The organism is Lysinibacillus sp. EB271-A1-10B, from assembly GCF_058791335.1.
This window is the reverse complement of the sequence record NZ_JBYTDL010000020.1, coordinates 58,225-83,725: the sequence shown is the minus strand read 5'-3', so window position 1 is coordinate 83,725 and position 25,501 is coordinate 58,225. Positions and strand designations below refer to the sequence as shown.

Sequence of the window (25,501 nt, the reverse complement as noted above, 5' to 3'; positions counted from 1 at the left end):
CCCATTATTATTTTTTGCTCAGTAATGTAGTTAAAGTATGCACAAATTAAATATGTAGTATTAGATAAATGTGTCACTCGATAAGATCATAAGATGTGGATATTAAAATATGGAAGACTGCTGTACTGAGATTGCGTTAGTGGTCGAGCTTAATTTATTGTTCTTCTCATCATTTTCTAATTAGACTTCCACCCTTAGTATCGTTTACGATGAAAAGAAAATGATGAGGACTGATTCGACATGACCAATCGAATTTTAGTAATAGAGGATGAAGAGAATATCGCAAGAGTTCTACAGTTAGAGCTTCAATTTGAGGGCTATAAAGCTGATATGGCACATACAGGGACAGATGGTTTGCTTAAATATCGAGAGCAACAATGGGATTTAATCTTATTGGATGTGATGCTACCCGAGATGAGCGGGATCGATGTACTAAAACGGATTCGTGCAACAGAATCGCAGACGCCTGTAATTATGCTAACTGCAAAGAGTGAAGTGGAAGATAAGGTAAAGGGTCTAGATCTTGGAGCAAATGATTATATAACGAAGCCGTTTGATATTGAAGAATTACTTGCTCGCATTCGGACTGCTTTAAGATTCTCTCAAAAAGGAAATCTACAACACGCCCAGCCAACATTCGGGCAATTGTCCATGAATGAACAGACACGCGAGGTAATTTATTATGGAAAAGAACTTCAATTGACACCCCGTGAATATGATTTGCTTTTATATTTACTAAAGCATCCAAAGCAAGTATTGGCTAGGGAGCAAATTTTAGAGGCTGTATGGGGTTATGACTATTACGGTGATACGAATGTTGTGGATGTTTATATTCGCTATGTACGACAAAAGCTTGAAGCTGCTAACGATACACCAATTATCCAAACGGTGCGTGGTGTAGGGTATGTGCTAAAGGAGCACAAACATGAGACTTAAAACAAAAATTCATCTGCTAACAACATTATTAATGCTCGTTTTATTAGTAGCTACAAATAGTGGTATTTACTTTTTGTATGAGAAGTTTGCTTATAATACCGAATATAAACAGCTCCAAGCACGAGCAAATGAACTAAGCTCGACATTAAGTCAGATAAACGAGCAAACCGACTTACAGCAAGTTTTAAGAGCTTATATGCCAACAGATGGCGCAGTCTATATTGATGATGGACAGAACTTAAAAATGAAAGTTCAGGCTACGCTAGAGATGCCTGATGTTCCGTACATTACCTTTACGATGCCGGCTATTTGGATGGACGGAACCGTTGTCCAAATAAAATTACAACAGTCAATGGAAGAAGTGGCGAGCACATTAGGTTTGCTAAAAGCGATATTGGTGGTCGTATCAATCGTTGCGACAATACCTATATTTTTAGCGAGTTTAGCGCTCGGTCGCCTTATTTTATTGCCACTCGATCGTTTAAATGAAACGATGCTTAAAAGTGCTACGACGGGTAAGTATGAAAAAATTGAAATACCCGATCAGGGTGGGGACGAGTTAACAAACATTCATCGTACTTTTAACATGATGATGGAGAAGCTTGAGCAGCATTATCAAAAGCAACAGCAATTTGTATCGAATGCTTCCCATGAATTAAAAACGCCCATTACTGTAATTGAAAGCTATGCAAAATTGCTAGTACGTAGAGGCTTTGAAAATAAAGAGGTAGCACAGGAATCACTACAAGCTATTGTGAATGAATCAGCGCGCATGCATGAAATGGTGTTGCAATTACTTGAGCTAGCCAAAAATAACGAGCATTTTGAAGTACATTGCATGCAGATAGAGCTTGAACCCTTTTTAAAGAAGATTGCTTTACAAATGCAACAGGCCTATCATCGCTCATTCATTGTAGAGGATAAAATGCCAAATACTATTTATAGTGACGAAAAAATGTTGAGGCAACTGCTGTTCATTTTACTTGATAATGCCCGTAAATATAGTGAGGATGAAGTCCTCCTACATGCTAAAGAAACTACCAATCATGTTCTTATTACGATTCAAGATTTTGGAGCGGGGATTCCAAAAGAGCATATTCCCCATTTATTTGAACGTTTTTATCGTGTGAATGAGGACCGTAATCGTAAAACTGGAGGGTCGGGCTTAGGGTTGGCTATTGCCCATGAGCTTGCAGGGCAATTGGACATTACGATCGATGTTAAAAGTACGCTTGGTGAGGGCTCAAGCTTTACATTAGGAGTACCAAAGGAGGGGCAACAATGAAAAAATGGCTATTGATAATTGTTGCCATCATCATTCTTTGTAGTGTAACACTATGGTATGCTCAAAATCGCTTTTTTCATGCTGAGCCTCTAAGTAAAGCAGAGGCCATAGACCATATTGAAACAATCTACAACGGTCATGTAACAAAGGCTAAAAAGCAAGGAAATGACTATGAAATGATATTTACGCGAGATAGAGCCACTTACACAGCGATACTAGATCCTACTACTCAACAAATTAAAGCGTTAAAACTGATGGAGGCAGAAAGTAAATTATTGTTAACAGAATCGCAAATACGTCAATTTGTTAAAAAAGAATATGGGCGTGTAGAAAGTGTTAAGTTAACAGATCATGTTTACACTGTCAGGGTTGAAAAAGAGGATAGGCAAAAAGAGTTGGCCCTCGATGCTTTTACAGGTGAGGTGTTATCTGAAAAAAATGTTCAACCAATTGAACGACCTGAAGTGGAAAAAATTATTTCTGAACAGCAAGCAATAAAGATTGCCCTCCAACAGCTAAATGGAGAAGTGGATTCAGTTGATTATGAGGAAACAGCGGATGGTGGCTACTATTTAGTCGAAATTGAAACGAAAGATGACGAAGCTGTTTTTCAAATACATGCAGTTTCAGGAAAAGTTATGTCCGTTACTTGGGATGAAGATCATTAAAGCCTTCTCATGAAATTCTAATGTTTCTCTTATCGTCCTTTCATCTTTGCTTGATAAGCTAAAAATAGTTAAAGTGAAACTTCGTTCAAAGGGCTTTCTTCATCTTCGAAGGATAAGGGGTAACACAAGCTATTACACCATGGTGCAACTTGTGTAACCAACATCTGTTGCTCTGAACAAATCGGACACTTACTGGATCTTACTGCCAGTTGTGTGCGAGATAAAACAAAGGAGAGATGGACATATGAACATGAAAAAAGTGATTTTAATCCCAGCGTTAGTCGGTGCACTTGGTGTTGGCGCTGTTATTGGCTCAACAACATTATTAACAGGTAATGCTCAAGAGAAGAAGATCGTAACGATGCAGGAAATTGAGAAAAAGGCGCTAGCGGTTGTCAATGGAACGGTAGCTGATATTGAGCTAGACCAGAATAGTTATCGTTCTGTCTATGAGGTAGAAGTTCATACAGATACAGAAGAATATGACTTGAAATTTGATGCCTATACAGGGAAGCTGTTAAAGCAAAAGAAGGAACGTCGAGATGACGATGATCTGGATGTTCATGTAACTGCTGCTACTCTAACAACTAAAATCACAAAAGAGCAGGCTATTGAAAAAGCATTAACGAAAGCAAATGGCACAGTGACTAAAACTAAGCTTGATGATGGTATTTATGAAATTGAAATTAAAAATGGTCAGTATGAATACGAAGTTAATGTTGATGCATCTACAGGAGAAATTGTAAGCTTCGAACAAGATAAAGAAGACTAATATGCTAAAGCTATCTTAAAAGTAGAGAAATACTTTTAAGATAGCTTTTATTTTATTGGTATTAGGGGCGGCACAATGTAGGTAATCAAACTATCGATATGTCTATGTTTTTACCACCTGACAATGAAATATTTTCTTCTTTACTTTTTTTAATTACAGGCGTAATATGACATCATTATAAAAGTTTCAAATTTCTAAATCGCTGAAGCAATTAGACGCGGGGGAACCAATTTTTACGGATTACATAAGTAATTCTTGGGGTGAATCTCTTCATTTTGAAGGGTAGGGCTACTCAGGTCCGAATCCGACAGCTAACCTCGTAAGCGTTAAGAGCAGAAAAGTGGAGCTTGGCAGACGAATGAGCGTCTACAAGTCTTATTTAGTGATGACTTGTAGGCTTTTTTTGTCTTCATTCTAAAAATGAAACAAGGCCCCAGTGAACGGCACAAAACCGATTATGCTAAAGTGTAATCGATTTAGAAATGCGAAACACATTCTATGAAACTAGAAGGTGCAGAATATGAAATCCTCATTAAAGCGTTATATTATCGGTAAACCATTGAAATCTGAAGCGTTAGGGGAACAAAAGCTTAGTAAAACAAAAGCACTTGCCATACTATCGTCCGATGCGTTGTCATCAGTTGCGTATGGACCTGAGCAAATTTTAATCGTACTTATGGCAGTAAGTACTGTTGCCTTTTGGTACTCTCTACCGATTGCTGCTGGGGTAGTTGTGTTACTGACTGCACTTATTTTCTCGTATCGTCAAGTTATTTTCGCGTATCCACATGGTGGGGGAGCTTATGTAGTTTCTCGGGAAAATTTAGGTGTTAATGCTGGTCTAGTCGCTGGTGGGTCATTACTTGTCGATTATATTTTAACAGTTGCGGTAAGTGTATCGGCTGGAACGGATGCCATTACTTCGGCTTTTCCAAGTTTGCATCCCTATAATGTGATAATCGCTGTGTTTTTTGTTATCTGTTTAACGCTTTTAAACCTACGTGGTGTCACAGAATCTGCATCCATTTTAGCGTATCCCGTTTATTTGTTTGTAGTAGTGATGCTGGTGTTAATCGGAGTAGGGATTTTTAACGTAATGACAGGGCAAGTTCCAGCAGAGTTGCATCCAAAGGTCGGTACACCAGTTGCAGGTATCAGTCTATTTATATTATTAAAGGCATTTGCATCCGGAAGTTCAGCTTTGACTGGCGTTGAAGCAATCTCAAATGCTATTCCTAATTTTAGAGACCCAGCGCCGAAAAATGCGTCTAAAACATTATTAGCTATGGGTGGTATTTTAGCAGTTTTATTTATAGGTATTGTGAGCTTAGCTTATTTTTATGGAGTTGCTCCCAACGCGAAAGAAACGGTTGTTTCGCAAATCGCTGAGGCAAGTGTAGGTCGTCATATTTTTTATTATATAGTGCAAGGAACAACGGCAATGATATTAGTACTTGCTGCGAATACGGGTTATTCAGCGTTTCCATTATTAGCTGTCAATTTATCGAAGGACGGTTTTATTCCAAGAATATTCCAGATTCGCGGAGATCGACTTGGTTATTCAAATGGCATCATAATGCTTGGTTTAGCGGCCATTGTTTTAATCATTTTATTTGATGGAACAACAGAACATTTGATTCCACTTTATGCAGTTGGCGTATTTATTCCGTTTACTTTAGCGCAGGCTGGAATGATGCGAAAATGGTGGCGTGAAAAGCCAAAAGGTTGGGTGGCTAAATTTTCAATCAATACGATTGGAGCGGTCATTTCCTTCGTTGTAGCGATGATGTTTTTTGTGACAAAATTACCTCAAGTATGGCCAGTGTTTATCTTTTTACCAATTATTATTTGGACGTTTCACCGGATTAAGCTGCATTACCAAACAGTTGGTGAACAACTAAGATTAGATCATGAGGAATTACCGAATGTAGAGGGGAATGTCTTCATTGTACCTGTCGCTGGTATTACGAAAGTAGTCGAAAACACATTGCATTACGTGCAGTCATTAAATGTTGATAAAGTTATTGCCTTTTATGTAGCCTTCGATCAAGCGGATGCAAAAGCGTTTGAAGAGAAGTGGAAAGCTTGGCAGCCAAATGTACGGCTTGTCACATACTATTCACCATATCGAAGTATTACACAGCCGTTAATGAAATTTATTGATAAAGTTGAACATCAATGTACGAAAACAGGCCATCAAGTAACAGTGATCATTCCACAGTTTTTACCAAAAAAAGGATGGCACCATATGTTACACAATCAGTCGAGTCTATTAATTCGCACGTCGCTGTTATTTCACAAAAATATCGTTATTATGACTGTGCCCTTCCATTTATCAAAATAATGACTAGCAAGCTCGAAAATTGTCTGATATAATCATTACGTTGATTGTAAAACACGAACGTTTGCAATCGAAAGTTAGTAAAATAATAGTAAATTCCGAAAAAACAGACTTTATTCAGTGTAAGATACAAGCACATACCGAATAAAGTGCCATTTTTGGAAAAAATGCCAAGGTATAATTGAATAATATTTCACTCATATAATAGCGAGAATATGGCTCGCAAGTCTCTACCGATTTTCCGTAAAAAAATCGACTATGGGTAGCAATGCTTTAGAAGACTTTATATAAGATGTTTTCTATTCGTTTCGACGTTTTTACGCTGAATGCTTTGCTCCACTCGTAGATGACTGGAATCAAAGTATTCAGCGTTTTTTGTTATTTGGAATGAGTATTTCTTCTATAATAACGCCTTTGTGACAACGGCATCGTGTTACTGACGCTGCGTTAGCACGGTGCTTTCGGTTATTTGCTCGTAAAAATTTATTACTATAAGAAAGAAGGATATAAAGGAAATGAAGTTATTACACGACAAAATTGTGCAAGAAGGTAAAGTTCTATCTTCATCTGTATTAAAAGTAGACTCGTTTTTAAACCACCAAATTGACCCAATGCTTATGAAAGAAATTGGTCATGAGTTTGCCACTCGATTCTCTGATCAAGTGATTACAAAAATATTAACGATCGAATCTTCAGGTATCGCACCATCTGTAATGCTAGGGCTTGAAATCGGTGCTCCTGTAGTGTTTGCACGTAAACGTAAATCATTAACACTATCAGATAATCTTTATAATTCAAAAGTACATTCTTTCACAAAAAATGAAACAAATGATATTTCAGTATCACGTAGTTTCTTAAATGAAGATGATAACATTCTAATTGTTGACGATTTCTTAGCGAATGGCGAAGCTGTTAAAGGTTTGCTTGATATCGCCGCACAAGCTGGTGCAAATGTTGTGGGCGTAGGCATTGTTATTGAAAAAGGCTTCCAAGACGGTGGGAAATTATTACGCCAGCAAGGTGTCCGCGTGGAATCATTAGCCATTGTAGATTCTCTTGAGGATGGCAAAGTAACATTCGCTCCGGAGGCTAATGCGTAATGAAAACCGTTAAATCGACGACGCTAGCTATTCAACATTTACTTGCGATGTATGCAGGTGCCATTTTAGTGCCACTGATTATCGGTGGGGCAATTGGCTTTGATTCAAAACAAATGACGTATTTAGTGGCGATTGACATTATGATGTGTGGGGTCGCAACGCTTTTACAAGTGTATTCAGGTAAATTTATCGGTATTGGTTTGCCGGTAGTACTAGGCTGTACATTTACAGCGGTTAGTCCGATTATTGCAATTGGTACTAATCCTGAACAAGGTATTACTGATATTTATGGATCTATTATTGCATCAGGTGTAATCATTATGATTATTGCAGGCTTTTTTGGTAAGTTAGTAAAGTTCTTCCCGCCAGTTGTTACAGGCTCGGTCGTGTCGATTATCGGTATTTCTTTATTACCAGTAGCATTAAATAATATGGCAGGTGGACAAGGCGCAGAAGACTTTGCATCGGGTTCGAATGTAGCTTTAGCGTTTATTACATTGGTCATTATTTTAGTCGTTTATCGTTTTTCTACAGGCTTCATTCGTGCAATTTCCATTTTAGTTGGATTAGTTGTGGGGACAATCCTAGGCGTATTTATGGGGAAGGTTGATTTTAGCCCAGTTTCAGATGCTGCCGTATTACACATGGTTCAGCCATTTTACTTCGGGATGCCAACATTTAATGCATCTGCGATTATAACAATGACGCTTGTAGGAATGGTTTCTTTAGTAGAATCAACAGGGGTCTACTTTGCACTAAGTGATATTTGTAAGAAAAAATTAGATTCAAAAGATTTAGCACGTGGGTATCGTTCTGAAGGTTTTGCATCTGTGATCGGCGGTATTTTCAACGCTTTCCCATATACAACATTCTCACAAAACGTTGGACTTACGCGTATGTCAGGCGTCAAAGATCGTAAAGTCATTTACATCACAGGTGGTTTGCTAGTAGCACTTGGTTTCTTACCAAAAATCGCAGCATTAACAACAATTATTCCAACACCAGTACTTGGTGCGGCAATGCTAGCGATGTTCGGTATGGTTATTACGCAAGGTATGGGCATGCTAGTACCTGTTATGAATGAATCAGCGGAAAACGCCATGATTGCTGCAATTGCAGTTAGTCTTGGTGTCGGTGTATCAGTTGTTCCTGGGATTTTTGATGCACTACCAGAAAGTGTATCTCTTCTAACATCTAATGGTATCGTCTGTGGTTCTGTCACAGCGATTATTCTTAATATTTTATTCAACATGATTGGGCCAAAGCATAAGGAAGACCCGATGCATGGAGAAATTTAATACATTCATCTAAATTCCTTATATATTTTGATGAAATAAATGTTGCCGCCTCCTTTTATCTATTGATGTAGATTTAAGGAGGTGGCATTTTTTTATGTGGAAAAAGGCTGTTTCTATAGCAAGACTTCTTTCTGGTGCAAGTTCCTTTGATGGAATTGCTTTCTAGCTGTTAAAACAGTTAATACAATATTCGTAACGAAGAGATATATAAAACTAGTAATGGTCAACAGAATAAGCGTAGCAGCCTCTAAATTAAAATCATCCTCTGTTATATTCAAGGTCGAACCTGTGCCTAAAGACATCGCGGTAATTACTGCAATTGATGGTAAAACGATTAATATACTTAAACATAACGCAATAATATTGACCACTACAATTGAAGTTCTCCACAATTTAACATGACCTATCGTTTTCTTTGATAAAAAAAATAATATTAGTTATATATAACAATGTCACTAAGAAGAAAGGTAATATACATTTTAATACGAATAATAACATTTCAAGCATATCCCCCTTAATCTCAATCACTTATATAAGTGTAATTTTACGCTATCGATGTAATTTGTCAATCATCTATCTTTTGAACCGCTACTTTTGAGTAAAGAAAATAAACTGCATTTTGATTTTGAAAGTAAACATAGCTATTTGTTATATTCGTCTGAAGATTTTGAAATATAATTACCCATTATGGCGGTTTAGAAGGTGAAAGGAGATAGTCGTGTCTTATAGTAAGTACAGGGGCAAAAAAACAGTGGTAAAAATTGGTTGTTGAAATACAGATGGGAGTGGAATATTATGAACCATATGGAAAGGATGGTTATAAATGAATTTAAAAACTGCTAAAGAAGTTATTGAAGAACTACAAGTAACCATGGAGTCACATATGTCTTCAGAGGAAAAAATGAAATTGGAAGTTTGGTTAAAAGAGTATTACATAGATGAACTAATAAAGAAGAAAGTACCGATGAATTCGGATTGCTAGCCATTTAAATGGGGCACTTCTTTTTCGGAGTTGTCCTGTTGGTTCGTCACTGCGATTATCCGCAACATTTTGTTCAAGATGATTGGGCAAAGCATAAAGAAGTCCTGATGCAATGGGAAGCATAAAGGATTTCAATAAAAAAACAAAATGTCATCTACTTCTATAGTAGGTGGCATTTTTTTATGAGACTAGATGTTTAATTTTTAATTAGTAGGGAATCTATAAAATAGAAACATTTCACTAGAATGTAATTCGATATATCGACATACATTTATAGATATAAAACTACTTTTGAAAGGTCTCTTACAAAATGCAAAGTATATTTTTGATTGTAATACTTCAATTAGTTTATGTACCTTTTTTAACGTTACGTACAATATTTTTAGTGAAGAACATTACGTTCCTTGCGGCCATATTCGGTATGCTGGAAATGTTAGTGTATGTATTCGGCCTTTCTCTTGTCTTTAATGGAGACCAAAGTATTTTAGCGATGGTTGTTTATGCTGCTGGTTTTGGTTTAGGTATTTTTTTAGGCGCTAAAATTGAGCGGAAACTGGCGATTGGCTATGTCTATGCGACAATCAATACGCAAAATAAGAACGAGGAGCTCGTGAATTTTCTCCGTAATGAAGGCTTTGCTGTGACGATTTATATTGGGGAGGGTAGAGATAGTAATCGCTATAAATATGAAATATTAACAAAGAGAAATCGTGAGACAGAATTGTTTCAAATTGTGGAGCATTATGAACCGAATGCTTTTATTATTTCTTACGAGCCTAAATCATTTAAAGGTGGATTTTTACTGAAACGAATGAAGGCAAAAAACAAATAGTCTTTTCCTAGCCCTCTGATCATATGCAGAAGGGCATTTTTAGGTATTTATACAATGTATAGGATCATCACCAAAACGTGTGGTTGATTTCCGTTCCGGCTGGGGGCTTTGTTGCTGCCGCTTCGCTTTCGCACAGAGCAAAGCTTCCTGGGGGCGTCGGGCCAACACGATGTTGGTCACGAAGGTCAACTTATTTACATAGTAGACGTTTTAACAAAGTCATCTCACAACTTATGGTGATGAACCAATTTATAGAGAAATTTAGCGACCGAGCTCGATAAAAAATATTAATATGATTACACCGACAGACGTGAACAATAACATGTTCAAATCAATTTTTTCATACTATAAAAACATGCAAGTCTCGAAGGGGTGTTGTATGTATTTTTTTACGAAAGGCTTAGTCATTCTTATAGGAAGTGTCGCGATATCATTAGGGATTAATCTATTCTTAACGCCCTATCAAATTTTAGATGGGGGTGTCGTAGGGATAGCGCTTATTTTACATTATTTATATAACCTTAAAATAGGTTTAATGATCATCATTATTAGCATCCCGATTTTTATTATTTCTTGGTATAAATATAGAGCGTATTTTTACAATAGTATACATGGGTTATTCGCATCTTCTCTTAGTATTGATTTGTTAAAATCTGTTCGGAATTTTATTCAAGTAGATGCCCTCTATAGTGCTATTTTTGGAGGGGTACTTATGGGTTTTGGTGTTGGTTTGATGCTCAGATTTCAGACAAGCACTGGTGGTACAGATTTGATTGCACAATTTTTAAGTGAAAAGACTGGAATTAACGTCGGAATCCTTATTTTTATAATCGATTCCATGGTCATTGTCGTAGGGGGATTGCTTTTATCTACTAGTACATTATGGCTTTCCATTATTACAATTTTAGTAGTAGGGATTACTACAAGTATCATGACTAGTCGTGTTTAATAAAAAAATAGCTTCAGCAGCACTGAAACTATTTTGAAATTCGTTATCGTGAGCTCTTCATCATTCGCTTTTTCGGATGAGCAGGCTTCACTTCTGCTATTAATATGGCGAGTAAAATCATGACAGCCCCTATAACCATACGGCTTGTTAATACCTCATGTAAGAATATAACGGATAGCACCATGCCGAAGAAGGATTCTGTAGATAGGATAATAGCTGCCTTTGTAGCAGACGTATATTGATTCGCAACATTTTGAAAAAGATAGGCAAGAGTCGTTGAAAAAATGGCTAAATAAATAATCGAATAAATGGCTTCTTTTTCAAGACTGGTTGGGATATCACCTTGACCGACAACGACCAAAACACCTAAAAATGATGCTGTGAGAAATTGAATGATCGTAAGGGTAATGGCATCTTCTTTTTGGACAAATAGGTTTGTACAAAAAATATCAAAGGCAAAGGCGACAGCGCAAGCTAAGGAAAGCGCATCTCCGATATTCATTGTTAGTGAGCCTTGTAGAGATAGAAAACCGATACCGACAATAGCTATTATCGAACCGATAATTTCATAGCCATCTATACGACGCTTGTAAACCGCAAACGCAATTAATGGAACAATAATGACATTGACAGCAGTTAAAAATGCATTTTTAGAGGGTGTTGTATATTGGAGCCCTACTGTTTGAAGGGCGAAGGCAATATACAAAATGGTCCCTAACAAAATACCTTTCCAGATAACAGATTTAGAAGCTTTTTTTAATCTAAATCCAAATAAGACTGTCAGTATAATTGAGGCTAATAAAAATCTACCTGCCATTACTTGATAGGCTGTTAAATATTCCAATGCAATAGCCGTTATTACAAATCCGCTACCCCAAACGATTGCAGTGACTAATAGCATACCGTCAGCTATGTATTGTTTCATCATTCTCCCTCCTAACTTCAATAGAATAGCATGAGATGGAAGAAAATAGTTTGATTTTAATTCTAAAAATTCAGGCGTTTTTTTGTACTTATTCCAAAGCTGTCATTCGACATTCGCTTTGCTATGTAATAAGTACAATTTAACGGCTGCAGCTATACGCTCATAAAAAACATAATCATTTTCTAAAGGTGCTACTAGCTGACGTATTTTAGACATACGATAACGGATTGTGTTTGGATGGCAGAAATGCGCAACGGCTACTTCTTTAATATTTCCTTGTTTTACGACATAGGTGATTGCTGTTTTCATTAAATCCGGATCAATCTTTTTCTCAAGTAGGGGACCAAGATAGCTATTTACATAGTCCATAGCAAATGTAGCATCCTTACGATGTAATTCAATTAATAACCAATCGGAAGCGAGGTTCTCATAATGACATATAGAAGCCGATTCAATTTCAGCCATAATACGTGCATAAAAGGCTTCACGAACAGCAATAGGGAATTCTGATTGTGTTATGTGACAACGACTATAGCCAAAGGTCAATGAATTCGTCGAGATGGTGTACATCGTTAACCATTCATTGAGAAGTTTTTCAAATTGAAATTGCTGTGATGAATGGGTCATTACAATAAAGAGACTCTTTTTATAGGTACAAATCAACCCAAATTTCAATAGAGGCTCTAATTGAAAAAGAGAGTGCATCCATTGGCTATTTTCATGATCTTGCGATTGAATGTTAGCAACAAATACATACTTGTCGAAGGGCTTATTGATTTGCTGTAAAATAGACTTTATTTGTTCATCTGTTACGTTTTCCTCCATTAGACGTCGCACAATCGTTTCTAAAAAGAATGAATAGTCCTTTGTTTTTGCATAGGCCATCGTTTCTAAAATAATCTTTTCAAAAAATTCATCTCCGCCAAATCGCAAGATCGGAAAATTTTGTTCGTCTGCATAGACTAACACTTCCTCTGGTAAATCCTCAAAGATGACGGGTTTATAAGCTAAAGCACTTGCCCCTAGCTCAATAAGGCTTTTCACGGCATGCATTAAATACTCTGGCTTGTGCTTTGCGAATAATAAACTGCTTAACACAACACTATTCGGTGTGAAAACCGCTTCTCTCACCGTCTGAATATCGGGTGAAAATTCAAAGTCTAGAATTTCGACATTTTGAACGGGTTTATGTAAACCGTTACGACCGGCAACGACTGTAAATTGTTTTGTAATAGGCAGTTGTAAAAAATTTTCTACGTTCATTACAATATCAAGCAACCTTTCGTGTGATTGAGTATCTATTACTTATTATAGAAGCACTTGTCAGTAAAATACTATTAGTATCGCTGAATAAACTACATCGTTCATTAAACGAATTGGGACAGGCGTGGGCAAGCTCGTAAAGATTTGAGCTTGCCCACAGTCATTTTTTCATACCTTGATTTATTCGCGACCTAGATAGGCTACTTTTACTGTACATATACTATTGTAATTTCTGAGGCGTCATTTACTTCTTTAAAACTGTAATGCATTTTTTATTAAATTCGGTTTTTAGGGAATAATCAAAAGGAATAATCCGAATTATTATAGGAAGTTATCAATCTAAATAAAACATACTTGAATTATAGGGATTATAGGTATATAATTCGATTTACATTATAATTAAACTTCTTAGGAGGCTGTCCATTGTCTACATTACAAATTATTCTTAACGTTGCCGTGTTACTCGTGTTCGTTGGAATTTTATTTTATATGAATAAAAAGCATGTTAAGTTTTCAAATCGTGTATTTACTGCGCTAGGCTTAGGTATTGTACTTGGTCTTGGATTACATTTAATATATGGTATTGATTCTGATGTTTTAGCAAAAACAACAAGTTGGTACAATATTATTGGTACTGGCTACGTTAAATTGCTACAAATGGTTGCAATGCCATTAATTTTTATTTCCATCTTAATAGCCTTTACGAAAATGAAGGTTGGTAAAAACTTCGGGAAAATGGCAGCTCTTATTTTAGTCATTTTAATCGGTACAACTGCTGTTTCAGCTGCTGTCGGTATTTTTTCGGCAACAGTGTTTGATTTAGATGCTTCTCATATTATGCAAGGTGCTGCAGAGGCAGAGCGTGGGGCATATTTAGAGGAGAAAACTTCTGGATTAACTGCACCGGATTTACCAACACAAATTATTGAGCTATTCCCAGCAAACCCATTCTTAGATCTAACAGGTGCCCGTTCTACATCAACAATCGCTGTTGTTATTTTTTCAGCGTTTTTAGGTTTTGCTTACTTACGTGTAGCACGTAAAGATGAAGACACAGCAGCGACTATTAAAAAAGGCTTAGATGCAATCTATGCACTAGTAATGGGCGTTGTAACAATTGTCTTACGTTTAACACCATATGGTATTTTAGCAATTATGGCGCGTACAGTTGCAACATCTGATTTCGGAGCAATCTACAATCTAGGTAAGTTTGTTATTGCGTCGTATGTAGCGTTATTTATCGTGTTATTAGTACACTTATTAATTCTTACTTTAAGTGGTTTAAATCCATTTACGTATTTAAAAAAATCTGCAGAAACATTATTGTTTGCCTTCACTTCACGTTCAAGTGCAGGTGCATTGCCGATGAACATTAAAACACAAACAGGCCGTCTTGGCGTACCAGAAGGTATTGCGAACTTCTCAGGCTCATTTGGTTTATCTATTGGCCAAAATGGCTGTGCTGGTGTTTATCCTGCAATGCTAGCGATTATGATTGCACCGACGGTTGGGATTAATCCACTTGATCCAATGTTTATCATTACTGTAATTGCAGTAGTAGCAGTCAGCTCATTTGGTGTAGCTGGTGTCGGTGGGGGTGCGACATTCGCAGCCATTCTTGTATTATCAGCACTTGATTTACCAATTGCACTTGCGGGTATATTAATTTCTGTTGAGCCATTAATCGACATGGGCCGTACAGCTCTTAATGTAAGTGGTTCAATGACTGCAGGTGTCACAACTGCACGTATTACAAAAGAATTGGACACTGAAATGTACAATGATAAAGAACTAGGTGCTCAAGTGTCGGATTTATAAAAAGCCAATTTCATTACAGAAAAAAATTTGTAGCTGACGCTTTGCTTTCGCTACATAAGACATTTTGCTGAATGAAGGATAAAGAGCTACTTTCAATTGAGAGTAGCTCTTTTTATATCCAAAAAAAAGAGGGGTGTTATATAAGTAACAGCCCACTTTAATGATAGGGAATCTATTCATCTCTTTATATGATTTTTACATAAAAATCTTTACCGTTAATAAGCTCGGTCAGTTCAATGTTGTGATTTGTTTTATAGTAATTATAAATATTACGTGCTAACCCAGAGTGTCCATTTAAATATGTTCCCTTTTTAATCTCTTTGCCTGGATTATGGAAATCAAAATACAAGCGAGAATTGGGGCACATTGCATCCAAAATTGCTTTAAATTCTTGTGCTTCAATATGAATCCCACGTGTATATTTGCATTCTCTGCGGTACGTATCATGAGAAACGTTCACCGGCGACGACTCAAGAACCATTTCGATTTTTTTACTCAAATATTAGCAGCTCCTTTTTAGAAATTAGCACTGAAGGGTAATAAAAAAAGAGGTAAAATCTTTTTAGCAAAGACTTGCTTCTCTAAATGCTCATCACCTAAAGTTTGGGATGATATTTGTTAAAAGGAATACTATTTTTATAAGTTGAATGGAGTGGAGACTGGACGCCCCCAGGAAACTTTGCACTGTGCGAAAGCGAAGCGTCAGCTACAAAGCGCCTAGTCGGAACGGAAATCAACCTCACGCTAATGAGGTGATACGTGAGTCTATGACTGATATAGTCTTAGTATATAATTATCAGAAAATTATAGCAATATCTTTTCTACCAATTTTGTTGCTGTATTTCTTCTGCTACTACTTGTAAATCATAAGCGGTAATCATTAAAAGGGAATAATCGTGTGTTTCCATATATTTTTCTGCTAGACGTTTCATATACTTCGGGGAGCCTTCGTTTTCTTCGTCGTAAATTAGCAGCAGACCATCTGTATTTTGGATAATGAATTTATCTTTTTCGATAAATTGCCATGGCGCCTCGTATGGCTTTTTCGTAACACTCGTCACAAAGTCTGCTTGCGCTACTAATGCTTGATATTTTTCTTTTTTATGGTCCTGCCAATTTTTCTCCTGCTCTAAAAAAGGAGTGATAATAGCATATTTTAAATGTGGAAATTCCTTTTTTAACGTAAGAACAACCTCAACACCCCATGTTTCAACACCTTGCTGACCACTAATAATGACCCATTCTAAACCTTCGTCTATCAATAGACGAAGACGGTTTTCGAGTGCTTTTTTTATGATGGCAATGCCAGGGTGCTTGTCATTAAAAATACCTAATTCATGTGGTCTGTAGCCAGTCATAACGATTCGCTGTATCAATACGAAAACCTCCTAAGCTAAGCTTTATTAAAAATAATTATACAATAAGAGTGGGTAGAAAGGCGGCGTGAGAGATATTATCGACAAGGATGTTCTATTAGTACAATAACAAAATGGGGAACTAATATTGCGATTTTCTAGGAATAATTTAGTGTCTGCCCTTTTAAAATAAGTGAAATTATAAATCTATTTTTCAATAAAACTAAATAAAATCCCTTTATTGTTAAAAAAAGTATATACATTATAATTATAACTATGCAATTAAATTATAAATGTTATATAACAGATTGTGATCTGTTCTACGAAACGGTTGTTCTGTATATTTTTATCGAGATAATTATTTCTGGATAGAAATAATTATCTCGATAAAAATATTTTATTCTGCTTTATGACTGAAAAGTAGTTTTATTTTTAAATAATTCATTTTTCTGAAAATATTGTTGCCTTTTGTCAATAATTAAGGTTATAGTTAAATAGAGTTGAATTTCTGTTAATTTTCATTTTGATTTATAACAGTAACTATAAGTAAAATATGCATTTTAGTAAGGGGTTTGATAGAGTGATTCGATTTCAGAACGTTAATAAGCATTATGGAGATTTCCATGTCTTAAAAGATATTAATTTAACAATTGAAAAGGGGGAAGTTGTTGTTATTATTGGCCCCTCTGGTTCCGGAAAAAGTACTCTGCTTCGTTGTATCAACCGTTTAGAAACTATTTCTGATGGATTATTAGAGGTAAATGAAGTGGAGATCAACAGTAAAAAAACAGATATTAATGATTTGCGCAAAAATATTGGTATGGTATTCCAACATTTTTACTTATATCCGCATAAAACGGTTTTACAAAATATTATGCTAGCTCCTATGAAAGTTTTAGGAAAATCGGAAGAAGAAGCGAAGAAAACAGCGATATACTATTTGGAAAAAGTAGGTATACCGGATAAAGCGAATGCATTCCCATCACAATTATCGGGGGGACAGCAGCAACGTGTTGCAATTGCACGTGGTTTGGCTATGAGCCCTGGCATTATGTTGTTTGATGAACCGACATCTGCGCTTGATCCAGAAATGATTGGAGAAGTATTGGATGTTATGAAAGCGCTAGCACGAGAAGGAATGACGATGGTAGTTGTGACACATGAAATGGGTTTTGCTCGCGAAGTGGCTGATCGAGTGATTTTTATCGATAAGGGCCAAATTTTGGAGGATGCTAATCCAGCTGAATTCTTTAGTGAACCAAAAGAGGAACGCGCTAAATTATTCTTAAGCAGGATTTTTAATCATTAATAATTTTTAGAGAAAAGAATAGGGGGATTTTTTCAATGTTTAAAAACAGAAAATTTTTAATGTTTATGCTATTTGCTGCTCTTTCTGTACTTGTCCTAGCAGCTTGTGGTGGAGATGATAAAGGAACTAAAGATAAAGATTCTAAAGGTGGTAAATCGACATCTGCATTAGAAGCTATTAAAGCGAATGACAAAATTGTATGGGGTGTTAAAAACGATACAAAGTTATTTGGTTTGAAAAATCCAAGTACTGGTGAGATTGAAGGATTTGATGTAGATATTGCTAAAGAGATTACAAAAATCATTCTTGGTGATGAGACAAAAGTTGAATTTAAAGAAGTAACATCTAAAACACGTATACCAATGTTAAATAACGGTGATATTGATGCAATTATTGCAACAATGACGATTTCGGAAGAACGCCGTAAAGAAGTTGATTTCACAGATGTTTATTTTGAGGCAGGTCAATCTCTATTGGTGAAAAAGGGTAGCAAGATTAAAAGTATTGATGATATAGATTCAAGCACAAAAGTAATTGCTGTTAAAGGCTCTACATCAGCAATTAACATCCGCGAAAAAGCACCAAAAGCTCAGGTTTTAGAGTTTGAAAACTATGCAGAGGCATTTACAGCATTAAAGGCTGGCCAAGGTGATGTATTAACAACGGATGACTCCATTTTATATGGTATGGCTTCAGAAGATAATAGCTTCGAATTAGTTGGTGGTAAATTCACAGAAGAGCCTTATGGAATTGCAATGAAAAAAGGTAACGATGATTTTGTAAAAGCTGTTAACGACGCGCTTGCAGAGTTAAAGTCAAATGGTAAATATGATGAAATCCATGACAAATGGATTAAAAAGTAATCTATTATAAAATATTTGATTAAATGAAGCGAGCAGTCATATGAATAACCTTATGAATGTGATATTCAATAGGTGTATGACTGCTTGTTTCAATTTGGTTATTTAGTTTTATTCAGCGGGTGTTCACACGCCCGTTGAATAAAGTTAAAGCTTCTGGTGAAGGTTATGCATTTTTGGGATACGCCATCCGAAATGAAAATGTAACACAGAGCGTATTGGATTGGAGTGAAAATGGAATGTTGGATTTTACTATTCTTACTGAAAATATCGGGATGTTTCTTGAGGGTTTTAAAAATACTTTGATTGTAAGTTTGTTGGCCTTAATCGGTAGTTTTATTTTAGGGACATTAATTGCTGTATTTCGAATTGCACCTATTAAACCTTTGAATTGGATAGGGACAATGTACGTAGAATTTTTCCGTAATATCCCGCTGTTAATTATTTTATTCTTTATCTTTGTGGGATTACCTGTTCTAGGTGTTCGTTTTAGTGGATTCCAAGCAGGTACAATTGCGTTGACAATTTATACAGCTGCTTTTATCGCAGAGGCTATTCGGGCTGGTGTTTTGTCTGTCCATAAAGGGCAAACTGAGGCGGCACGATCTTCGGGTTTAACATATGTCCAAACGATGCGTTATATCATTTTACCGCAAGCTATAAAAATTGTTATTCCACCATTAGGTAACCAATTTTTGAATTTGGTGAAAAACTCATCGGTATTAACCATTGTTGCGGCAGGTGAGCTAATGTATCAAGGGGATTTAATTTCTTCAAGAACTTTCGTAACTTTTGATGTATATATTTTTATAGCACTTTTTTATTTAATTATTACGCTACCGTTAAGCTATGGTGTCAATCGTTTAGAAAAAAGCTTAGCGAAGAGCAATTAGTGGGGGGGTAGATGGATGGATTTTATTGGAGCATATAGCCCTGATCATATTGTTTTCTTGTTGAAAGGTTTTTGGATAACGCTTAAAGTTGCGGGTATATCTATTGTTCTTAGCTTTCTTCTCGGGGCAGTTTTAGGTATTGTTCGTTATGCTAAGATACCTGTATTGGCGCAAATTTCTGCTTTCTTTGTTGAGATCATAAGAAATTTACCGCTATTATTAATTATTTTCTTTGTATACTTCGCTTTGCCGGAAGTAGGCATGAAGTTAAGTATTACCTGGTCTGCTATTTTGGCTCTAACGATTTTTGAGTCGGCGATGCTAGCGGAAATTATTCGCAGTGGCTTAAACTCTGTACATAAAGGACAGATGGAGGCTGGGCGTTCGTCTGGATTATCTTATACGCAGACATTATGGCATATTATTTTGCCGCAGGGTGTACGAAGTATGGTACCACCGATTGTAAGTCAATTTATTTCGCTATTAAAAGATACATCACTAGCGGTTGTTATTGCACTACCAGAGATGATGCATAATGCTCAGGTGATTAATGCGCAAAATATTAATTATATTATTCCGATTTTCCTTTTAGTCGCTGTTATTTATTTTATTGCGAATTTTGCACTTTCTTTAGTTGCGCGACGCTTAGAATTAAATATATAAATTCGGTAAAATAACCATGTGAATCATAAAAGTCTGATGCTGAAATTTAGAACGCTTATAAAACACCCCTAAGCTTTGATACATCCATCAAAGTTTAGGGGTGAGATTTTTATTTATAAATATTTCATTCTATTAAAACGCAAACAGTGTTAAAACTACAGCAACAGCAGTACAGATTCCTAAAAACCACCATGTATCAGTAAAGTCCTCTTTATAGTCGCTATTCATGTAAAGTACTTCCTTTCTGTTTTGTCTTTATCTGTCCGTTCCAAGACCAATTCGTCCATATACGTAGTACGGTTTCGAATGGTCCGCGTTTAAATTTCTTGAAATAGGCAAGGCTGAAAACACATTGCAAGCTATACACGACGATTCCAAATAAAATACCGCCAAATACGCCTAACTTGCCGTATAAGCCTAGACCATATCCATAAAATACTGTTGTACAAATAATGGTTTGCATTAGATAATTGGTTAAAGATAATTTACCGACACTTTCAAAAGCGGGAGCGAGACGTTGTACAGTGCGAGTTTTGTATAGTAAAGCTGCAAGGCAGACATAGCCAACTGCTAATATTTCAGATCCACCTGTTAACAACATTCCGGAAAAATTGCTTTCTATAAAACTTAAACTTTTACAAGCTAGCCCTATTGGAACAAGCAGTGCGCCAAGCTTATACCATTTCTTTTCATCGTCCATATTCACAAAAGCTTGCTTTTTAGCGAGTCCCATGCCGAAAAGGGTCAATGAAGCGGTAACCATTGGTGCGATAAAAACTAATAAGAAAATGACTAAGCCTGCATCATCCATACCTGGAAGTGGAGTATTTGCACGGAAGTCATAAATGTCTAAGTAACTTCCATTAGCGTATACATGGTCGGCTTTCTCTACATAGGTTGCTATTTCTTTCTGTTCTTTTTTAGTTTCTTCTGTGGAACCAAATGGTAAGCTAGTAATAAGTAATAAGAAGATGCCAGCCCAAATAAATAAAGTTTTTGGTTTGCGATTAATAAATGGAATTAAAAACAATATCATAAAGCCGTAGGAGAACAAAATATCTCCTTCCCATAAAAGGGTTGAATGTAGTAAACCTAAGGCTATTAACCCAGTTGCGCGGCGTAAAATGGACCATCGACTCTTATCTTTTTTTCTACGAATAGACTCTATAAGTTTAATAAGAGAGAAGCCAAATAAAATGGTGAAGATCGGCATAAATGAACCTTCTATAAAGATTTTTACAAAATACAGGGCTCCATTATCGAGGGCGGAAAGATCTTTTAGTTCATCTTTGCCATACATGCCAAATTGGAAAATCAACAAATTTGCCATTAAGATGCCGAATAAGCTAAACCCACGCATTGTATCTATGAAGGTAACACGTTTAGTTGTCATTGCGTTTTATCTCCTTAATTGGTTATCTTATACATAGTGTAGTTGGTAAAGCTTATGGGGAAATGATGGCTACCTTAAAGTATTCTTAAAAGAAGGTGATAGCATGCAAGACGTGTCAATTTTAGTATTAGAGGATGAACGGGCAATTGCAGAAATGATTGAAATTATTTTAAGAAAAGAAGGTTTTTTAAACATTACACTCTGCGACACTGTTCAAGAAGCAAAAAAGAAAATGGAAACGCAAGTGTTTGATTTTTATCTATTAGACATTATGCTTCCAGATGGTAGTGGACTGGATATGGCGAATATGATTCGAGAGCAAAGTGAAGCACCTATATTCTTTTTAACTGCAAAAGGTAGTGATGCAGATAAGCTTCGTGGTTTTATGAATGGCGCAGACGATTATATTACGAAGCCATTTAACCCGCTAGAGCTTGTTGCGAGGGTTAAGGTGCAACTGACAAGATATATAAAGAAAAAAGATGTGCCAGAAAGTCATATATTTTCATGTAGTCGGTTTACATTCGATGTCGATGCAGCAGAGGTAACTGTAAATGGTACAAAGGAAATTATTAGCGGTAGGTTATTTCATCTATTGAAATACTTATGTGAAAATGCGGGGCAAGTATTATCGAAGGAGCAAATTTACGAGCGTGTATGGGGTGACTGTTTGTTTGATGATAATACCGTGATGGTACATATTCGAAAACTCCGTGAAAAAATAGAGAAGAAACCTGGTAAACCAACTTGCATTATTACTGTGAGGGGGATTGGTTATAAGCTTGTTGGAGATGTTCATTCATGAAGCCAGCTAGAAGATTAACCCTTCGTTTTGTGTCTTATTTTATCTTTTTTTATTTACTAATTATTACAGGGTTTATTATAAGTTTGGTGTTTTTCGCAATCTTTATCAATAGTCATGTCGGTGACGATATTCATATAATGTCTTCCTCTGAAATTAAAGATGATGCTGTCGTAGAAAAAGGGGATTCCATTAAGATTGCTGATTATTTAGTGAAGCGAGCCGAGGAGAACTTAGGGCAATTATATTTGTTCAATCGATCGATGGACATTGTTGATTACACGGGAGAAACTTGTGAACTATGTGGAATGTCAGATAACGAAATAATGGCTCTTAAACGGCCGGGAATGCACACGTGGGAGATTCCAAAATACCATTTATTATTCCTCCCAGCTTTACCTGTCCAACCTTTTTTTGAGGAAGTAGTTCAGGAGTGGAAGGATAAAGGAGAGATTCCTTCTGAACTGCTCCAGCGTTTACAGGATAAGAAGGTATCAGTTGAAATCTATAATAAGCAGTGGGATCGTGTAGAAGTTATTGGTGAGCGCTATAAAAAACTTCATAAGCCTCAATTGCTCGAAGAAAACTACGATATTTTTGAATACAAAGAGCTTAAGCGAAATGCTTTTTTAGAGGATGGATCGACGCTAGTTGTACGTATGCCCAACCCAGCGTATAAGCCGTTTGACGAGCCTTTTAATAAAGCGATGCTTTTATTTATCTCCATTTTCTTTGGCGGACATATTATATTGCTAATAGGAATTATTTTTTTATCGGTTAGCATTTCCCGTCAATTTGTTCGCCCGCTTGTTTATGTAATATCTCGAATCGAGCTACTAGCTCAATTCGACTACAGTAAAGTAATAGATAAAAGTATCCATCATCTGAAGACAGGGAAGTTAAAAAGGAAATTTAAATTATTTGAGCCAGTGGATGAATCGATTAATAATTTATCAAAGCGCCTCTCCTCAAATGAAAGACAGATTAAACATGCGGAGCAATTACGTGAGGAATGGATAACAGGCTTATCGCATGATTTAAAGACACCGTTAAGTTCTATTTATGGTTATTCAACAATGCTTGCTTCTGAGGACTATGAGTGGACGAAGGAAGAGATGCGCGTCTTTGCAACTACGATGCAGGAAAAGGCAACGTACATGGATGCCCTTATACGAGACTTAACATATACGTACCAATTAAAAAATAGAGCGATCCAGCTTGAAAAAGTGCTGATACCACTCGCTGTCTGGTTACCTCAATTTGCAGATGAGCAAGTGTCTGTAAAGGTTTATGGTGATGTCGTGCTAGAAGCGGACGAGCTTTTATTAAAGCGTATTTTGGATAATCTTATAACCAATGCTAAAAAGTATACGCCTGACGGTACAAAGGTGAACGTAGAAGCGCAAAATATAGGGAAGGAAATTATGCTGACAATTGCCGACCAAGGTCCGGGAATTCCCCAAGAGGAGCTTGATAACCTCTTTGAGCGATATTATCGAGGGACAAATACTACAGACGATACAACGGGTACAGGTCTAGGGTTGGCTATTACTAAGCAGCTAATTGATTTACATGGGGGTACCATTAGTGTCCAATCAGGAGCGGAAGGTACAGTTTTTGTATTGAAATTTACATGTAAGTAGTGGTTTTTGATTGAAGAAGTAAAGTGAAACACTGTTATTTAGGGCAGTACAAGTGATGAAACATTCACCTTGTACTGCCCTTTTTGTGATATGAACATTGGAGTGTAATTTTTTAGGGGATTACCCCTATATGAACGGCTCCTTCTTAAAACTATTATTAAGGTGTAAAAGTTGTATACGAAAGACAGCATGATAAGGAGGATACACATATGAAGACTTCTTTTAAAGTAGTCATCGTTGGAGGAGGAACTGCTGGTATTTCAGTAGCGGCACGCTTACTTCGTCAATCTCATTCACTTCAAGGGGAGATTGCCATCATAGATCCTGCGGAAAAACATTATTATCAACCACTATGGACATTGGTGGGAGGTGGTGCGGCAAATAAGTGGGACTCTGAACGTGAGATGCTTTCTGTTATCCCTGAGGGAGCTGTTTGGTTAAAAGAGGCTGTTAGTAGTTTTGACCCCAGTCAAAACCAGGTAATGACACTAGACGGTACAACATACACGTATAATTTTTTAGTAGTTGCTGGTGGGATAGAAATTAACTGGGGTGCTATTAAAGGGCTGAAAGAGGCATTGGGGACTAAAAGTGTATGTAGTAATTATTCTTTTAAGCATGTGGATTATACGTGGGAAACGATCCGTAATTTTAAAGAAGGAACAGCGTTATTTACACATCCAAACTCACCAGTAAAATGTGGCGGTGCTCCACAAAAAATTATGCACTTAGCAGAAGACCATTTTAATAGAGTCAATGTTCGTGACAATATTAACGTTATTTTTGGCTCGGCCAATCCAGCGATTTTCGATGTTTTGAAATATCGTGAAGCGCTTGAAAAGGTAATAGAACGGAAAAATATTGGTGCTCGATTCCGTCGTAATTTAATTGAAATTAAGGCTGAAGAAAAAATAGCTATTTTTGAAAATTTAGATACAGGCACATTAGAAGAAATTAAATACGACATGATTCACGTGACACCTTATATGTGTTCACCTGAATTTATACGGACGAGTGCATTAGCAGACGAATGTGGGTGGGTAGATGTCGACAAGTTTACTTTGCAACATAAAAAGTATAGCAATGTGTTTGGAATAGGTGATAACGCTAATCTGCCAACATCCAAAACGGGTGCAGCTATACGCAAGCAAGCTCCTGTCGTTGCACAAAATCTTATTGCTTTAATGAGGCAACAGCCAATGAAGCAAACGTATGATGGCTACTCTTCTTGCCCAATTGTAACAGGCTACAACAAACTGATATTGGCGGAGTTTGATTACAATAAAGAACCTGTTGAATCTATGCCCTTCAACCAGGCAGTGGAAAGATCTAGTATGTATTTCATGAAAAAGGATTTACTACCTGTTATGTACTGGGATGGGATGTTGAAAGGCACTATGTAATTAAGAATGAA

Annotated in this window: 23 protein-coding genes and 2 riboswitches; of the genes, 18 read left to right on the top strand and 5 right to left on the bottom strand. The window is 36.5% G+C overall.

The window, feature by feature from the left end:
* Positions 1-240 precede the first annotated feature (240 nt).
* From AC3WSK_RS20420 to AC3WSK_RS20375, 10 genes are all read left to right on the top strand, one after another.
* Positions 241-936 carry a response regulator transcription factor gene (locus AC3WSK_RS20420; protein WP_492414417.1) on the top strand — a complete coding sequence of 232 codons (696 nt, stop codon included), beginning with the start codon at positions 241-243 and terminating at the stop codon, positions 934-936.
* Positions 926-2,221: a sensor histidine kinase gene (locus AC3WSK_RS20415; RefSeq protein ID WP_079562991.1), complete on the top strand. Its 1,296-nt coding sequence runs from the start codon at positions 926-928 to the stop codon at positions 2,219-2,221. Before AC3WSK_RS20420 ends, AC3WSK_RS20415 begins: the two co-directional genes overlap by 11 nt.
* A complete protein-coding gene (locus AC3WSK_RS20410) occupies positions 2,218-2,889 on the top strand; it encodes a PepSY domain-containing protein (RefSeq protein WP_079562992.1) in 672 nt (223 codons plus the stop codon). The genes AC3WSK_RS20415 and AC3WSK_RS20410 overlap by 4 nt, the downstream gene beginning before the upstream one ends.
* A gap of 244 nt (positions 2,890-3,133) precedes the next feature.
* A complete protein-coding gene (locus tag AC3WSK_RS20405) occupies positions 3,134-3,661 on the top strand; it encodes a PepSY domain-containing protein (RefSeq protein ID WP_492414416.1) in 528 nt (175 codons plus the stop codon).
* 190 nt (positions 3,662-3,851) lie between these two features.
* Positions 3,852-4,001, top strand: a riboswitch (cyclic di-AMP (ydaO/yuaA leader).
* Between the two features lie 180 nt (positions 4,002-4,181).
* A complete protein-coding gene (locus tag AC3WSK_RS20400) occupies positions 4,182-6,005 on the top strand; it encodes an APC family permease (protein ID WP_079562993.1) in 1,824 nt (607 codons plus the stop codon).
* A gap of 174 nt (positions 6,006-6,179) precedes the next feature.
* A riboswitch (purine riboswitch) is annotated at positions 6,180-6,281 on the top strand.
* Between the two features lie 236 nt (positions 6,282-6,517).
* Positions 6,518-7,102, top strand: a complete 585-nt coding sequence (locus AC3WSK_RS20395) for a xanthine phosphoribosyltransferase (RefSeq protein WP_079562994.1) — start codon at positions 6,518-6,520, stop codon at positions 7,100-7,102.
* Positions 7,102-8,400 carry a nucleobase:cation symporter-2 family protein gene (locus AC3WSK_RS20390; RefSeq protein ID WP_079562995.1) on the top strand — a complete coding sequence of 433 codons (1,299 nt, stop codon included), beginning with the start codon at positions 7,102-7,104 and terminating at the stop codon, positions 8,398-8,400. Before AC3WSK_RS20395 ends, AC3WSK_RS20390 begins: the two co-directional genes overlap by 1 nt.
* 823 nt (positions 8,401-9,223) lie before the next feature.
* The gene (locus AC3WSK_RS20385; protein ID WP_170939023.1) at positions 9,224-9,382 is read left to right on the top strand and encodes a hypothetical protein; all 159 of its coding nucleotides are present in this window, start codon (positions 9,224-9,226) and stop codon (positions 9,380-9,382) included.
* 310 nt (positions 9,383-9,692) lie between these two features.
* The gene (locus tag AC3WSK_RS20380; RefSeq protein WP_079562997.1) at positions 9,693-10,214 is read left to right on the top strand and encodes a DUF2179 domain-containing protein; all 522 of its coding nucleotides are present in this window, start codon (positions 9,693-9,695) and stop codon (positions 10,212-10,214) included.
* Positions 10,215-10,593: 379 nt separating this feature from the next.
* A complete protein-coding gene (locus tag AC3WSK_RS20375) occupies positions 10,594-11,163 on the top strand; it encodes a YitT family protein (RefSeq protein WP_079562998.1) in 570 nt (189 codons plus the stop codon).
* A gap of 43 nt (positions 11,164-11,206) precedes the next feature.
* Here AC3WSK_RS20375 and AC3WSK_RS20370 read toward each other — a convergent pair whose 3' ends face one another.
* The gene (locus tag AC3WSK_RS20370; RefSeq protein WP_427484542.1) at positions 11,207-12,088 is read right to left on the bottom strand and encodes a DMT family transporter; all 882 of its coding nucleotides are present in this window, start codon (positions 12,086-12,088) and stop codon (positions 11,207-11,209) included.
* A gap of 102 nt (positions 12,089-12,190) precedes the next feature.
* Positions 12,191-13,351 (bottom strand): PucR family transcriptional regulator, encoded by a 1,161-nt coding sequence (locus AC3WSK_RS20365; RefSeq protein ID WP_427484510.1) that lies wholly within the window; start codon positions 13,349-13,351, stop codon positions 12,191-12,193.
* 489 nt (positions 13,352-13,840) lie between these two features.
* Between AC3WSK_RS20365 and AC3WSK_RS20360 the strand changes: the two genes are divergently transcribed.
* The gene (locus AC3WSK_RS20360) at positions 13,841-15,169 is read left to right on the top strand and encodes an L-cystine transporter (RefSeq protein ID WP_276207771.1); all 1,329 of its coding nucleotides are present in this window, start codon (positions 13,841-13,843) and stop codon (positions 15,167-15,169) included.
* A gap of 184 nt (positions 15,170-15,353) precedes the next feature.
* Here AC3WSK_RS20360 and AC3WSK_RS20355 read toward each other — a convergent pair whose 3' ends face one another.
* Positions 15,354-15,668 carry a hypothetical protein gene (locus AC3WSK_RS20355; RefSeq protein WP_079563002.1) on the bottom strand — a complete coding sequence of 105 codons (315 nt, stop codon included), beginning with the start codon at positions 15,666-15,668 and terminating at the stop codon, positions 15,354-15,356.
* A 322-nt stretch (positions 15,669-15,990) separates the two neighbouring features.
* Positions 15,991-16,545 carry an SLOG family protein gene (locus AC3WSK_RS20350; protein WP_427484511.1) on the bottom strand — a complete coding sequence of 185 codons (555 nt, stop codon included), beginning with the start codon at positions 16,543-16,545 and terminating at the stop codon, positions 15,991-15,993.
* A gap of 559 nt (positions 16,546-17,104) precedes the next feature.
* On the opposite strand from AC3WSK_RS20350, the gene AC3WSK_RS20345 reads away from it, so the two are divergent.
* The 4 genes from AC3WSK_RS20345 (at position 17,105) to AC3WSK_RS20330 (ending at position 20,249) form a co-directional block, all read left to right on the top strand.
* The gene (locus AC3WSK_RS20345; protein ID WP_492414415.1) at positions 17,105-17,833 is read left to right on the top strand and encodes an amino acid ABC transporter ATP-binding protein; all 729 of its coding nucleotides are present in this window, start codon (positions 17,105-17,107) and stop codon (positions 17,831-17,833) included.
* 35 nt (positions 17,834-17,868) lie between these two features.
* Positions 17,869-18,696: a transporter substrate-binding domain-containing protein gene (locus AC3WSK_RS20340; protein WP_427484512.1), complete on the top strand. Its 828-nt coding sequence runs from the start codon at positions 17,869-17,871 to the stop codon at positions 18,694-18,696.
* 236 nt (positions 18,697-18,932) lie between these two features.
* Entirely contained in the window at positions 18,933-19,586 is a 654-nt protein-coding gene (locus AC3WSK_RS20335; protein WP_427484543.1) for an amino acid ABC transporter permease, read from the top strand.
* A gap of 15 nt (positions 19,587-19,601) precedes the next feature.
* The gene (locus AC3WSK_RS20330; RefSeq protein ID WP_427484513.1) at positions 19,602-20,249 is read left to right on the top strand and encodes an amino acid ABC transporter permease; all 648 of its coding nucleotides are present in this window, start codon (positions 19,602-19,604) and stop codon (positions 20,247-20,249) included.
* Between the two features lie 220 nt (positions 20,250-20,469).
* On the opposite strand, the gene AC3WSK_RS20325 is transcribed toward AC3WSK_RS20330, so the two are convergent.
* Positions 20,470-21,642 (bottom strand): DUF418 domain-containing protein, encoded by a 1,173-nt coding sequence (locus AC3WSK_RS20325; protein WP_079563007.1) that lies wholly within the window; start codon positions 21,640-21,642, stop codon positions 20,470-20,472.
* Positions 21,643-21,745: 103 nt separating this feature from the next.
* Between AC3WSK_RS20325 and AC3WSK_RS20320 the strand changes: the two genes are divergently transcribed.
* The 3 genes from AC3WSK_RS20320 to AC3WSK_RS20310 all read left to right on the top strand — a co-directional run bounded on the left by AC3WSK_RS20320 (position 21,746) and on the right by AC3WSK_RS20310 (position 25,490).
* Positions 21,746-22,447, top strand: a complete 702-nt coding sequence (locus AC3WSK_RS20320) for a response regulator transcription factor (RefSeq protein ID WP_079563008.1) — start codon at positions 21,746-21,748, stop codon at positions 22,445-22,447.
* Positions 22,444-24,087 carry a sensor histidine kinase gene (locus AC3WSK_RS20315; protein ID WP_079563009.1) on the top strand — a complete coding sequence of 548 codons (1,644 nt, stop codon included), beginning with the start codon at positions 22,444-22,446 and terminating at the stop codon, positions 24,085-24,087. The genes AC3WSK_RS20320 and AC3WSK_RS20315 overlap by 4 nt, the downstream gene beginning before the upstream one ends.
* 209 nt (positions 24,088-24,296) lie before the next feature.
* Positions 24,297-25,490, top strand: a complete 1,194-nt coding sequence (locus AC3WSK_RS20310; protein WP_079563010.1) for an NAD(P)/FAD-dependent oxidoreductase — start codon at positions 24,297-24,299, stop codon at positions 25,488-25,490.
* Positions 25,491-25,501 lie beyond the last annotated feature (11 nt).

Bases quoted from the DNA above. Each gene is read 5' to 3' on its own strand.
- AC3WSK_RS20375 (WP_079562998.1), top strand. From the start codon at position 10,594: ATGTATTTTTTTACGAAAGGCTTAGTCATTCTTATAGGAAGTGTCGCG.
- AC3WSK_RS20370 (WP_427484542.1), bottom strand. From the start codon at position 12,088: ATGAAACAATACATAGCTGACGGTATGCTATTAGTCACTGCAATCGTT.
- AC3WSK_RS20385 (WP_170939023.1), top strand. From the start codon at position 9,224: ATGAATTTAAAAACTGCTAAAGAAGTTATTGAAGAACTACAAGTAACC.
- AC3WSK_RS20365 (WP_427484510.1), bottom strand. From the start codon at position 13,351: ATGAACGTAGAAAATTTTTTACAACTGCCTATTACAAAACAATTTACA.
- AC3WSK_RS20400 (WP_079562993.1), top strand. From the start codon at position 4,182: ATGAAATCCTCATTAAAGCGTTATATTATCGGTAAACCATTGAAATCT.
- AC3WSK_RS20315 (WP_079563009.1), top strand. From the start codon at position 22,444: ATGAAGCCAGCTAGAAGATTAACCCTTCGTTTTGTGTCTTATTTTATC.
- AC3WSK_RS20420 (WP_492414417.1), top strand. From the start codon at position 241: ATGACCAATCGAATTTTAGTAATAGAGGATGAAGAGAATATCGCAAGA.
- AC3WSK_RS20395 (WP_079562994.1), top strand. From the start codon at position 6,518: ATGAAGTTATTACACGACAAAATTGTGCAAGAAGGTAAAGTTCTATCT.
- AC3WSK_RS20405 (WP_492414416.1), top strand. From the start codon at position 3,134: ATGAACATGAAAAAAGTGATTTTAATCCCAGCGTTAGTCGGTGCACTT.
- AC3WSK_RS20320 (WP_079563008.1), top strand. From the start codon at position 21,746: ATGCAAGACGTGTCAATTTTAGTATTAGAGGATGAACGGGCAATTGCA.
- AC3WSK_RS20360 (WP_276207771.1), top strand. From the start codon at position 13,841: ATGAATAAAAAGCATGTTAAGTTTTCAAATCGTGTATTTACTGCGCTA.
- AC3WSK_RS20410 (WP_079562992.1), top strand. From the start codon at position 2,218: ATGAAAAAATGGCTATTGATAATTGTTGCCATCATCATTCTTTGTAGT.
- AC3WSK_RS20340 (WP_427484512.1), top strand. From the start codon at position 17,869: ATGTTTAAAAACAGAAAATTTTTAATGTTTATGCTATTTGCTGCTCTT.
- AC3WSK_RS20335 (WP_427484543.1), top strand. From the start codon at position 18,933: ATGTTGGATTTTACTATTCTTACTGAAAATATCGGGATGTTTCTTGAG.
- AC3WSK_RS20415 (WP_079562991.1), top strand. From the start codon at position 926: ATGAGACTTAAAACAAAAATTCATCTGCTAACAACATTATTAATGCTC.
- AC3WSK_RS20330 (WP_427484513.1), top strand. From the start codon at position 19,602: ATGGATTTTATTGGAGCATATAGCCCTGATCATATTGTTTTCTTGTTG.
- AC3WSK_RS20310 (WP_079563010.1), top strand. From the start codon at position 24,297: ATGAAGACTTCTTTTAAAGTAGTCATCGTTGGAGGAGGAACTGCTGGT.
- AC3WSK_RS20325 (WP_079563007.1), bottom strand. From the start codon at position 21,642: ATGACAACTAAACGTGTTACCTTCATAGATACAATGCGTGGGTTTAGC.
- AC3WSK_RS20380 (WP_079562997.1), top strand. From the start codon at position 9,693: ATGCAAAGTATATTTTTGATTGTAATACTTCAATTAGTTTATGTACCT.
- AC3WSK_RS20390 (WP_079562995.1), top strand. From the start codon at position 7,102: ATGAAAACCGTTAAATCGACGACGCTAGCTATTCAACATTTACTTGCG.